4 protein-coding genes are annotated in these 12,775 nt (G+C 59.3%); 2 read left to right on the plus strand and 2 right to left on the minus strand.

From position 1 onward, the window contains the following. The first annotated feature begins 369 nt into the window (after positions 1-369). Positions 370-5,595, plus strand: coding sequence for a Tc toxin subunit A (locus IFT57_RS26475; RefSeq protein WP_192153202.1), 5,226 nt, complete (start codon positions 370-372; stop codon positions 5,593-5,595). 36 nt (positions 5,596-5,631) lie between these two features. After that, complete coding sequence (locus IFT57_RS26480; RefSeq protein ID WP_192153203.1) at positions 5,632-9,738, plus strand: Tc toxin subunit A-related protein; 4,107 nt, start codon at positions 5,632-5,634, stop codon at positions 9,736-9,738. Positions 9,739-9,815: 77 nt separating this feature from the next. On the opposite strand, the gene IFT57_RS26485 is transcribed toward IFT57_RS26480, so the two are convergent. Beyond that, positions 9,816-10,226: a PA2817 family protein gene (locus tag IFT57_RS26485; RefSeq protein WP_192153204.1), complete on the minus strand. Its 411-nt coding sequence runs from the start codon at positions 10,224-10,226 to the stop codon at positions 9,816-9,818. Between the two features lie 72 nt (positions 10,227-10,298). Then, positions 10,299-12,746 carry an acyl-CoA dehydrogenase gene (locus IFT57_RS26490; RefSeq protein WP_192153205.1) on the minus strand — a complete coding sequence of 816 codons (2,448 nt, stop codon included), beginning with the start codon at positions 12,744-12,746 and terminating at the stop codon, positions 10,299-10,301. Positions 12,747-12,775: the final 29 nt, after the last annotated feature.

The following is a 12,775-nucleotide window of genomic DNA, read 5'->3' on the forward strand; positions in this document are numbered from 1 at the left end:
GTGAGTCTCGTCTTCGACGCATCCGCTTGGCGCGGTCGGCCCGAAGAGAACAGGGAAGGGCATGCCCGGTGATCCGGTGAGGCGACTATAGAAGAACGACAAGGGGGGAGGGTAATGGCGTTTGGTTATCAGCTTATGCAGCCTGATCGGAGACACTGATTCGCACTGCACTTCATCCGCCGGACTCTCATCGATGCGAAAGGCTCTCGGTCGAAGCGTGTCATCTACGAATATACACATTTCTTCTTTCAAAACATGGATCTACCTATCACTTCTGTCAGGCGACGCCTAGGGAAACATTACCTAGTGTGGCGGCTTTACTGCGCAGTCCGTTCGCGGGCCTGCGCCGAACAGCAAAGGTAGACAGCCATGAAAGATGAAACACCGGCGGAAAACACCCTGTCCGCACATATGAAGCATATCGCCGTCAATGCCGAACAGCTCGACATCCTGTCCAAGGTTCAAGACTGCACGGCAATGCAGATCGCTCAAGGCAGCGTCGAGGACCTGATCGAGCTCGGCAAGGGTTTTGACGTAGATCAAGCGCAGACCTTGCATCAGCGCGCAAGCTCGGTGGCCGTGCTCGCAGCGCGACAGATGCGCGAACAACGCCTCAAGGCCAGCGAGCCGGCTTCGGCTGCCATGGCCCGCAGCGGTGTCCGTGCGCTGGTCGACGGCCCCAGCTTCGAAAGCCAGTTCACCCCCAGTTGGTCCAGCAACTGCATGCCTGGTGCTATCGAGGCAACCACCTCGCCTGCGGCTTATCTGACCAGCCTGTACCGTTTGGCTACCCAGACAGTCGAGCCTCTGGCCATCGAAGGCGAAGCCATCACGCTGGCCCAGCGTCGTCCCGATCTGGTTGACCTGACTTTGGATCCGGTGAGCCTGGAGCGCGTCGAGCCCACCGTAGTCGTGGTCAACGAGATTCTCGAGCGCGCCGCGCGCGAGTTTCTCGACAGCCGTAACCGCAGCGATGAGGCGGTAGACGATGCACTGCTGACCACTCGCTATCCGTTCCAGTTGCCATATGAGCGGTATCAGGCGCAGATCAATCATGTGCTGCAGCGCAAGCGCTACCAGTTGGGCGATGCGGTTCGACAACTCGACCCCAAGTTTCCCTATTTCAAAGAGCAAGGCCTGCATTCGGCGGCCTCCGACGATGCCCTGCAACTGGACGCCGCGTTCGGCCCCGAGCAGCGTGCACTGCTGATGGAGGCGCCTTATTTTCAGCTGACCAACCTCGCCCGCAAGGCCCCAGGCCTCCAGCGCCAGGCAGCCATGGCCGTGGCTCAGGCCGGCTTCTACAACCGTCACTACGGTGTTGCCGATGCTGAGCCCCTGGTGGATATTGTTACCTTCTGCAAGCGCACAGGCATCAACCAGACGCAACTGGAAGACCTGTTGTCCATCGAAACGCGTGCACCGGTAGCCTCGCCCAATGTGGCCGGCTTGGCGCCGGCATCGCCCGCGGTGTTCGGTTCCAGCTACGTCAACGCGGGCATCGCGCCGACCTTGGGCGTGGTCAGTGAAGGTGGGTCGATGCACCGTTTCACCGGCCACACTGACGGCCATTTCGACCGCCTGCAACGCGTCATCCGCCTGTCGCGGTGGATGGAGCTGAGCTTTGCCGACACCGACCTGCTGTTGTCGGCGGCCTTCAAGAGCGAGTGCGGGGAGAACCCGCATGGTTTTCAAATCACTGAAAACACCCTGCGCATGCTGGGGCTGTTTCGACAACTGCAACGCGATTTCAAGGTGACCGCGGAAGACTTCGCGGCGCTGGTTCATGGCGTAGGCCTGTATGCGTGCGGCAGCGATATTCCGCAGTTCGACCGCATTTTCAACGCCAGCGGTCTGTTTGAAACGCCGCTGTGTCTGGACGACAGCGTATTTCCAATCGTCCCGGCGACGGACAATCAGTACCGCAAGGTCGATCATCTCTGCAGCGCGCTGGGTATCAGTTTCGAAACCTACGTTTACGTTGCTCGCTACATCGCCCAAGGGCTTCACCGCCAAAACAGCGAAAGCCAGGCCGACGCTGACGTCAACAGCTTGCGCTGGTCCCACGCTGTGGTCTCGGCGTTCTACCGTTTGGTGAAGCTGCCACGCTGCCTGGGCATCTCCAGTATCGAGGCGATTGCCTTGCTGCAATTGATCAACCAGAGCGCCAACCAGTACGTGAGCCGACTGGCGCAGCCTCGACTCGCCGTGTATCAGCACTCGGAAATGACTGACACCTTGAGCGTGATTCAGTCGTTGGGCGATGTGATCAAGTGGTGCAACACGCATCAGTTGTCTGTCAACTGGCTGTATCAGCAAGTCATGCCACTGACTCCCGTTGCGGCAGCGACCGAGCACGAGATCGATCTGCTCAAGCAGATTCAATCACGTATGGGAGCGGTATTGGTCAGCCAGGCGACCTTCGTCGAAGCAGGTGCACCGCAGTATTCAGCGGGTGATGCGCCAACTGCGATTGACTGGCTGGCTGAATTCGAAGCGTTCGTTTCCGGTGACGGCCTGATCATTGATCGCAGCATCATGGCCCCCGAGTACGAGGACGAAGCCTACTATACCGAGCGGCTGCTGGAGCTGATCGATCGCGTGATGAGCCGCCATGGCGTCACAGCGATCTCCGACCTGCGCATCAAACTGTTCAGTGTGGTGATGGACGCACGTGCCGCTCAGCAGAGCCTGGTTTGGGAATGCCTGGCCAGCACCTTGAAGGTGACTGCCGAGCAGTGCCGCGAGCTGCTGCTGTGGGCGCGTGGCACGACCTATCAGTTGCTTGCCGAAGTACTGCGGGTGTTCGCCATCGAGGGGGGCGCCGGTGTAGCGGTGCCCGTGGGCGATGAAGTGCTGACCATCCTGGCACGTCTGGCCCGCCGGGCAGCGATCGCGCAACAGCTGAACGTCAGCGCCATGGCCTTGCGCAGTTTTGTGCGTAACCCTGAGTGGTTCGGCCGCCCGGCGCAAGTTCGCCGAACAAGATCCGCCACCTGGTTGATCGACGACATCGGCTTTGCAGACCTCTACAGCCTGGTGCAGTACCAGCGAGTGGTGAAATTCAGCCGTCGCGGTGAGCAGGAGTTGCTCGACTACCTACAGCTGGTGAACAGCCTGCCCGAAGAGCTCAGCGATGCCGATGCCGAACTTGTACGCGAAGATGCTGCGGGCAAGATCGCCGGATTTATCGGCTTCGGCACTCGCGACATTCTGCAAACAGCCGCGCTGTTGACTGACAACGGGATTCTGCTGACGGTGCTGGAACTGGATCACCTGATCCGTATTCGCGAGTTCTGTAACGAGCTGCAATTGGGCACCACGGCAGTGGTCGACTTGAGTCGGCTGCGCAGCGACAGTTCGCGCAACGACTACCGGGCCGCTGGCGAGGGTGCCTTGGCCAGCTTGACCGCCAGCCTGTCAGGTGAAGGCAAACAAGTGGAAGGTGAACTGGGGCAAAGCGAGTCTTCATGGATCATTGTCGACCGTGAGCTGTTGGTGGCCAGGACCGACGAGGTCGCACGCTTCACCATTACCGTCAGAAACTTCCTGGGCCAGCCGATGGGTGGTATTCGAGTCGCCTGGCGTACCAGCCTGGGCGAACTGCAATTACCCGCGATGACGGAAACCGACGCCAATGGCGAAATGACCGTGACCCTGATGGCTGGCGATGAGATGGGCACCGCTCAGGTCACCGCCACCTACGGTCTGGACCGGCAGATCCAGGCGCCGCTGGTGCGGATCGATTGCGATGAAAGCACCCTTGACTTCATCGAGGTACCCCATTACCCCAATCCTGCCGAGGCGCTGGCGGGCGACCGTGAAGAAATCGAGTTTGCGGTGGAACTCGTGGATATGCATGGCAACGTGGGTCGCGATCGTGTGGTGCAGTGGGAGACGGACCTGGGTCAATTCCTGCGTCCGCAGACGCGCACCGATAGCGAAGGCCTGGCGTATGCGACGTTGCACAGCCAGCCGTCGGGTCCGGCCAGCGTGTTAGCGGTGTTCGAGTTCAACGGTAACGAGCACGCGTTTCAACCCGTCAGGTTCCTGGAACAGCCTTACTTTCAATACATACGCTTCGCGAGCGCCATCGCGGCGACCCAGCCGGTAGAGGTCACTTGCCGCATTATCAACCTGGATGAAACGCCTGTAATCGGCGCCACAGTGACTTGGGGTTGCACCGTCGGCGGCTTTGATCAGCAAGCTACGAGCATCACCGATGGGCAGGGTATTGCCCGCATCAATTTCACCGCAGCCCAGGCAGGGTCCGTGATAGTGAGCGTTGATGCCACTGTGTCGGACACCCAATTGCGCCCCCTCGCCAGTGCCGCGACGCCTATCTTCGAGCTGCCAAGTCTGGTCGAACATGCGCCATTGGAGCAGATTTTCGGCATCGGCCAGTCACGCCCAGCGCAGTTCCGTGTACGCCTGGAGCCAGCATTGAGCCGCCAACCGGTGACATGGCATCAAGACGATCGAGAGCTCGGAACCAGCTACACCGACAGTCAAGGATGGGCCATATTCGAGCATCGTTTTGTGGGCAGTGATCATGGCGATAAAATAGTGACCGCGCGGGGAGTAGGGCAGGGCAATGAGGCTCATTTCTCTGTTGCGGTAATGCGTGCTCATGAATCTTTGCAAGTTGAAACGAGCGACCTGTTGAAACATTTTGATGGCAGTTCGTTCGTCATCCCGCGCGGTGGGCAGGGAACCCTAAATATCCGCGCGGTGCGCGGAGATATCGGCGATGACGCTGCCTGGATGCAATGGTCGATAGCTGAAGATAAAGCTGACCTGCACGGCATTTCTATAACGCCGGCACGTGGTCAAAAAATATATGCCGATGAGCACGGCTGCATTCAACTGCATCTAGATGGGCTGGCGGCTGAATTCCTGGCCGGCGGTGCAGATAGCAATTCATTCAGACTGGACGTCACGACGAACCTGAGTGTGACAGCGTCTATCAGCTTATGTGTAAGAGAGTTGGTTGAGGCAAAGCTGCAGAGTTGGTCTCCGGTAGGAAAAGACGTATTAACATGCCAGTTCTACGCTCGAAGTGGGCGCCCACTTGTGGACGGGAACGTGATGATAGGAGGAGGTTCAGAATCGCCGCTTTCACTTAATGAACAGGGCGCTAGCAGCAGCGGTGACTACATCAGAAATGACGCTGGAACTGTGACGATTACAGCGCATCCAGATACGTTGATAATGTTTGAGAACGGTATGAGTGCCGTCGATACGCTAATCCATCACATCCCACTTGACGAAAAAGACCGGCGTCCGGATTTCAGGACAATCGTCACTAGCCCCGACAGCCGAGTGCGTATCGAGGGGCGGAGCGTTTGGATACCTGCCATGGAAGATATTACGTTGGGGTACAGGGTGCTGTATGGAGAGGTACCCGTTGCGGGGCTGGAATGCATAGGCGATAGCAGGTTACAAGTCATCCGTAAGGCGCGGGAAAGAACCGACGATAACGGCCGGATGACGGTGATCGTCAACATTGGCAACAGGCAATCAGGAGCTATCGGTGATAAGCATCGTACTGGTAGTCATCTGTTCAATGTGACTGATGTTGACCGAATTAACTAATCTGCTGTTCCTGTAATTATAGCTGAAGGCTTTATCATGACTGTCTATACACCTGAATTACTATTATCCCACCGCGACGCCCTGGTCGGTTACTACTTGGGTCAAATTGTTCCTGAACACCCTGTGCCCGGCGCTCGCCGTCTGGAAACCCCTGAGGACTTGTACGAATACCTGCTTATCGATAACCAGGTCAATGCCGCTGTCGATACCAGTCGTATCGCCATGGGTATGGCCAGTCTGCAGCAATATATTCATGCCATCTACAATGGGATGGAGCCTGGCTATCGTGGAATTTTCGACAAGCAGGCGCAGCAACTCTGGCGCGAAAGCAAGAGTGAGTACGCTATCTGGGCGGGTAATCAGATGTTGCAGGATTACCCCGAGAACTACATCGAACCCACACTACGTCTGAATCAGACGCAGGCATTCACGGAGTTCACCAACGACATCAATCAGAGTCGCCCGTCCAAAGAGTCCGTGCAGAATGCTCTGCGGCACTATTTGAACAAATTCGAACACCTGAGCAATCTGAACGTAGTGTCCGGCTATATTGATGGGGTGGACTTTCGTAATGCCGATTACTACTTTCTGGGGCGGCAGAACGTCGAGCCCTATCAGTATTTCTGGCGCAAGGCCCAGGTACGTTTTGGCGAGGCCACCGGCCAGGCCGAAGGTGACGATTACCTGAGCCCCACTGCCTGGAGCGAGTGGTTGCCGGTTAACATCCCCTCGGGCAGCGAAATCCTGCACATCAGGCCGCTACTGCTGGACGGCCGTTTGTATGTCGCGTGGATCAGTCAGCAGGAAAAGATGCGCGAACGCCCCGATGGCGACGACGTGGTAGGTACCCACGAGTCCGTGCCAAGTTACAGCCTGAACATTGCCTACCGAATGATCGATGACAGTTGGTCGCCGGCCATGGTCACGGTGCTCAAGGATAAGCGTAAATACAATCCAGACGCCGACTATTTCGTGGCCTTCGTCAGCGAAGCCGATCCGGACGACAAGAAGATTGTCTTTGCCTATGGCGTTACCAATGCAGACAAGCCGGATTATGAAGGGTTGATTTTCGATGCCCGGTTCAATGTGCTGTTTCACGATGTCGTGGATCACACTGGCGTCAGCGGTTATCTGGGAAAAATGCTCAATGCCCTGCAGCATTTCTCCAACGCAGACAATTCATTGCAACATCCACTGGCCAGCGACCGCTGGACCCACCCTGCAGTGACTCAAGGCTATGAAGAGGCTTATCACAGCGTTGGTGCACTGAGTGGATGGATGCGGTTGGTGGTGTGGTTCTGCATCGACAATCAAGGGCGCTACTGCCTGCGGGTTCGTGGTCAAGTTACCAAGACCGTCATCAACTCCACGACAGGACGCCCGCACAATGGCCATTTGATTTTGAACTGTTATGTCAACGGGGTACGAAAGGCAGGGGCAGACTTCAGCAACATCGCTCTGAACGGTAATGCCTGGACGCCGGATGTCATGTGTGTGTTTGGCGCACAACCCGGGGACATTCCGTCCACCATCGACATCAGCTTTGGCGACATAGCGAGCGCACCTTCGCGGGACCATTATGTGGTCACGCTCGATGCTTTGCCCGAGGCTCGTCCCAAACTGCGTTACGAGGCGACTGGAGGGCAGTTTCTCGACTTGACCGCGCTGCGGCTGAATGGACTGCAATACGTCCGCCTCAATACGCTGTTTGCCAGAGACCTGGTTGCCAAGGCAAGCGTGTCGGTAGATGCCGTACTCAACTGGTCCACCCAGCATATGCAGGAACCGCCGCTTCCTGGCAGCACTGAGGTGCGATACATGGACTTCCATGGCGCCAACGGGCGATATTTCTGGGAGCTGTTTTTCCATGTGCCCCATGCGGTCGCCCACCGTCTGCACAACGAGTTCGATTTCTTCGGTGCCGAAGAGTGGCTCCACTACATTTTCAACCCGCAAGCCAAGATCAAGCCCACCCAACCGCCCAGCCCCTTGTACTGGTCGGTGCGCCCGCTGGAGGAGGTCAGCAGCGGTGATTATGAAGTGGTCGGTATCAGCGATCCCGACGCGATCTGCTATTCGCATCCAGAGCACTACCGCAAGGCGATCTTTACCTTGTATGTGCGCAACCTCATGGCATATGGCGATTCCCAGTACCGTCGCTTGACCCGCGACAGTTTGAACGAGGCGAAGCTGATGTACGTGCGCGCGCTGTCGTTGATGGGTAACAAACCGGACAACCGCATGGTCGGTCGCTGGGAACCTGTCAGCCTGGGCGTGGCTGCTGAAATGAACGGGCAAACGTTCGCACGGTACGAACATCCACTGAGCGCACGCTCGCTACCCGCCATACAGGGTGAGGATCGGCCGTGGTTCGAACTGCTCGACTCCGAACGTTTCCGCCTGCCGGTCAACACCCAGCTGCTGGATATCTGGGACGACATTGCGCGGCGACTCGAGAACCTGCGCAACAATCTGACCATCGACGGCAAGCCGCTGCTGTTGCCGCTCTATGCTCCGCCGGTGGACCCGAAAATGCTGCTGCGCGCGCAGAACAGCGCCAGTGGGCTGGTACAGCGCAGTGTCGGTGGCATGGCGCCGATTCCGCCGTATCGCTTCCGCGCGCTGCTGCCGCGGGTGCAGAATGCGGTGGAGACCCTGATTCGTTTCGGCGAGCAGGTACGCACTTACCGTGAGCTCAAGGATCGTGCCGAGCAGGAAGAACTGCAACAGTCCCACGTCCTGGAGCTGTCGCAGTTCGGGATCAAGCTGCAGGAATTGGCGATCGACCAAGCTGACGCAGGTCTGGTGGCATTGACCAGCAGTCGCCAGGTCATCAGGCAGCGCTTCGACTACTACTCAAAGCTGGCCGAAGAGAACGTTTCGTCGGCAGAGGAGCGGGCCAAGGACCTGAACTTGAAGTCCGCCATCGCCAGCGCAGGCACTCAGGCCCTGGAACGTGTCGCCGGCGCGGTGAATATGGGCTCGGTGATCGTCACGGCTGTGGGCGGTGGACACACCCGCGCAGGTTCCGCCGTTCAGGCGGTGGCCGTGATCGCCGGAATTGCGGCCGATTCCATGCGTATCGATGGCGAGATGCTTGCCATCAACGAGCAATACCGGCGCCGCCTGGTCGAGTGGGAGTTTCAGCGCGACCAGGCGTCGGCTGAGCTGTCGGCGGTGGACAAGCAGATCAATGCCCAGAAGCTGCAGATAGAATCCGCTCGTGAGCAACTGGCCCATGCCGTACGCAGCGAACAGCAGTCGCAGGACTACTATGCATTTCTGAAAACCCGCAGCACCAATGCCGGCCTGTACCAATGGCTGCTCAGTCAGCTGTCGACCTTTTACTTCCAGGCGTACGATGCGGTTGTCGCGCTGAGCCTGAATCTGGAAGCCTGCTGGCAGTATGAGCTGGGTGATTTCCAGACTCGATTCATCCAGCCCAACGTGTGGTTCGAAAACTACTTCGGCCTCACCGCCGGCGACGCGCTGAAGCTGCAACTGCTGCGCATGGAGGCGGCCTACCTGAAACGCAATGAACGGCGTCTGGAGCTGACCAAGACCGTTTCCCTCAAGTCTCTGTTCGAGAAGATAGGCAGCGAAGAGCGCTGGGAGATGGCGCTGACCCAGCTCAAGGAGCGCGGGGAACTGACGTTCGACCTTCACTGCTCGTTGTTCGATGGCGATTACCCGGGGCATTACCTGCGGCAGTTGGTCAGCGTCTCGGTATCACTGCCGGTTGTGGTCGGGCCCTATCAGCAGATCCATGGCGTGTTGACCCAAGTGTCCAGCAAGACCGTGACCAAGGCCGACCTGCGGGCGATGAATTCGCTGTACGGCCTGCCGGATGCGAACACCCAGCATATCCTGTTCAACCCCCGTGCCAGCCAAAGCATCGCGCTGTCCAGTGGCATGGACGATGATGGCCTGTTCATGCTCGACTTCAATGACGAGCGCTACCTGCCGTTCGAGGGGACGGGTGCGGTTTCCAGCTGGCAGCTGAAATTCCCTCGCCACAATCGTGCGCCTCAAAGCGAAATGCTCGATACCTTGACTGACATCATTGTCAACCTGCGCTACACCGCAGTGGATGGTGGGCTAGGGTTCGCCAGTCAAGTGGAGGGTCTGCTGGATCAGATGTGATCTGATCCTACCTGGCTGAAACGACAAAGGGGTCGCTCGATGAGCGACCCCTTTGTCGTTATGCATCCGGCGTCCAGTCAGTGGCGAGCTTCCTGCCCTGACATCGCCATCAACTGCTTCTCCTGATTCCAGTCGAACGGTTCGTCGTTCTCCTCGGCTTCGAAACGGCGCTCTTCAAGCGCCTGATACAGCGCGATCTCTTCGTCGGGCATGTAGTGCAGGCAGTCGCCGGCAAAGAACCACAGCAGGTCGCGCGGCACCAGGTGGGCGATCTGCGGGTAGCGGGTGATGACCTGGCACATGATGTCCTGACCCAGGTACTGGCTTTCTACCGGGTCGTTCGGCAGTTGCGCCCGCAGCTCATCGAAACGCTCCAGAAACAGCGCGTGGCTTTCCTCAGGGACCTGCTCCGCCTCGCCCAGAGCCACGAGGATGCTGCGCAGATGGTCGAGCAGGACAAGGTGGTGTTCGAGATGGTTAATGGCCATGGTGGGGTCCTCTTGAGCGAAACGGGCGCGGGAGTATAAAGCTCCGCGCGCCCGCTGTCTTTTCGCAGATGCTCAGCGGACCTTGTCCGCGGTGGGCAGCAGCTCTTCCTTGCCGAAGTCGTCGACGTCGATCACCTTGCGTCGCGCCGCTTCAGCCTGTTGCAACGTCTGCGCCTCGGCGGGTTGCAAGACGCCAGCTTCCAAGGCTGCGTCGATCAGCGATTGCCCGGGCGTGGCGCTGAACTGGCGCGCCTTGTAGGCCTGTTGCAGCTTCCTGTGCAGCGGCTGGCTGTCACGCAGCAGGTCGAAGGCAACCTGCAGCGCGCCGACCGGATCGTCCGCGCCTTGTGGGCGGTAGCAGCCAGCGAGCAGCTCTTCCAGTGCTGGGTCACCCTTGTGGCGGCCGGTGATGGCAGCCACTTCGGCTTCCAGCTTGTCGCAAGGCCCGGTGTGTCGACGACCGAACGGGAAGACTATGCCACGCAACAGATACCCGAGTGCCTTGCTGGGGAAGTTCTTCAGGATTCCATCCAGCGCGTGCTCGGCCTGGCCCAGGCTTTCTTCCATGGCCCAGCACAGCAGGGGCCGCAGGTGCTCGGGCGAGTTCTGGTCGTGATAGCGCTTGAGCGCTGCAGAACTCAGGTACAGGTAGCTGAGCACATCGCCCAGGCGCGCCGACAGCCGCTCGCGACGCTTCAGCTCGCCACCGAGCAGCATCATGCTCAGGTCCGCCAGCAGGGCAAACGCGGCTGCCTGCCGGTTCAAGGCCCGGAAATAGCCTTGGGCAAGACGGTCGCCCGGCGCTTGTTCGAAGTGGCCAAGGCCCAGGTTCAAGACAAAGGTACTGGCCGCGTTTCCGACGGCGAAGCCGATGTGCTTGAGCAGCAGCGCATCGAACTCCAGCAGTGCCTGAGCCTGGTCTTCGCGGCCAGCCAGGGCCATCTCCTTGAGCACGAACGGATGGCAGCGGATGGCACCCTGGCCGAAGATCATCAAGTTGCGCGACAGGATGTTCGCGCCCTCCACGGTGATGAAGATCGGTGCACCCTGCCAGTTGCGCCCCAGGTAGTTGTTGGGGCCCATGATGATGCCCTTGCCACCGTGGACATCCATGGCATGAGTGATGCAATCGCGGCCACGCTCGGTCAGGTGATACTTGAGGATGGCCGAAAGCACCGAGGGTTTTTCCCCCAGGTCCACCGCATTGGCCGTCAACATGCGAGCGCTGTCCATCAGCCAGGCGTTGCCACCAATCCTGGCGAGGGATTCCTGGATACCTTCGAAAGCCGCCAGCGGGACGTTGAACTGCTCGCGAATCTGCGCGTATTGGCCTGTGACCAAGCTGGTGTACTTGGCGGCACCGGTACCGACTGCCGGCAAGGAGATCGAGCGACCCACCGACAGGCAATTCATCAGCATCATCCAGCCCTTGCCCAGCATCGGCTGGCCGCCGATGAGGTAGTCGAGGGGGATGAACACGTCCTTGCCCGAGTTCGGCCCGTTCATGAACGCAGCGCCGAGTGGCAAATGGCGACGACCGATTTCCACGCCCGGCGTGTCGGTTGGAATCAGCGCGAGGCTGATGCCCAGGTTTTCCTTGTCGCCCAGCAAGTGCTCGGGGTCGTGGGCCTTGAAGGCCAGACCAAGCAGGGTCGCGATCGGACCCAGGGTGATGTAGCGCTTTTCCCAGGTCAGGCGGATGCCGATGACTTCCTCACCTTGCCACTGGCCTTTGCAGATGACACCGACATCAGGCATCGCGCCGGCATCCGAGCCTGCCAGGGGGCCGGTCAGGGCGAAGCAGGGAATGTCGTCGCCGCGTGCCAGGCGAGGCAGGTAGTGATTGCGCTGTTCGTCGGTGCCGTAGTGCAGCAGCAGTTCGGCGGGGCCCAGTGAGTTTGGCACCATGACCGTGGAGGCCAGGTCGCCGCTGCGGGTGGCCAGTTTCATCGCCACCTGGGAGTGGGCATAGGCGGAAAAACCCTTGCCGCCATATTCCTTTGGAATGATCAGGGCGAAAAAGCCGTGTTCTTTTATGTGAGTCCAGGCTGCTGGAGGGAGGTCCATGTCCTGGCCAATCTGCCAGTCACTGACCATGGCGCAGAGCTGCTCGGTCGGGCCGTCAATGAACGCTTGTTCTTCTGCGCTCAACTGCACCTTGGGGTAGGCGAGCAACGTGTTCCAGTCGGGCCGGCCGCTGAACAACTCGCCGTCCCACCAGACCGTGCCGGCGTCGATGGCATCGCGCTCGGTGTCGGACATTGGCGGCAGGGTCTTCTTGAACCAGCGAAACAAGGGTGCGCTGAAATGCTTGCGGCGCAGCTCCGGCAGCAGCAATGGCAGCGCACTGGCAATCAGCAACAGCCAGAACAGCGTCAGCAGCCAGCCAGGCGCGTGACTGGCCGCGCCCATGATCACAAGAAACACGGCGACGATACCCATGGCGGGCAGGGCGGCGATGCGGCGATGGGCCAGCCAGGCGATGCCGACCACGAGGGCGACGATCCACAACAACAGCATAGGGTTTTCTCCGTGAAAGCCAGGCGGGA

This window comes from Pseudomonas sp. CFBP 13719, assembly GCF_014842095.1.
Classification (GTDB): Bacteria; Pseudomonadota; Gammaproteobacteria; order Pseudomonadales; family Pseudomonadaceae; genus Aquipseudomonas.

Coding starts and splice junctions, on each gene's coding strand:
- IFT57_RS26475 (WP_192153202.1), top strand. CDS start 370: ATGAAAGATGAAACACCGGCGGAAAACACCCTGTCCGCACATATGAAG.
- IFT57_RS26480 (WP_192153203.1), top strand. CDS start 5,632: ATGACTGTCTATACACCTGAATTACTATTATCCCACCGCGACGCCCTG.
- IFT57_RS26485 (WP_192153204.1), bottom strand. CDS start 10,226: ATGGCCATTAACCATCTCGAACACCACCTTGTCCTGCTCGACCATCTG.
- IFT57_RS26490 (WP_192153205.1), bottom strand. CDS start 12,746: ATGCTGTTGTTGTGGATCGTCGCCCTCGTGGTCGGCATCGCCTGGCTG.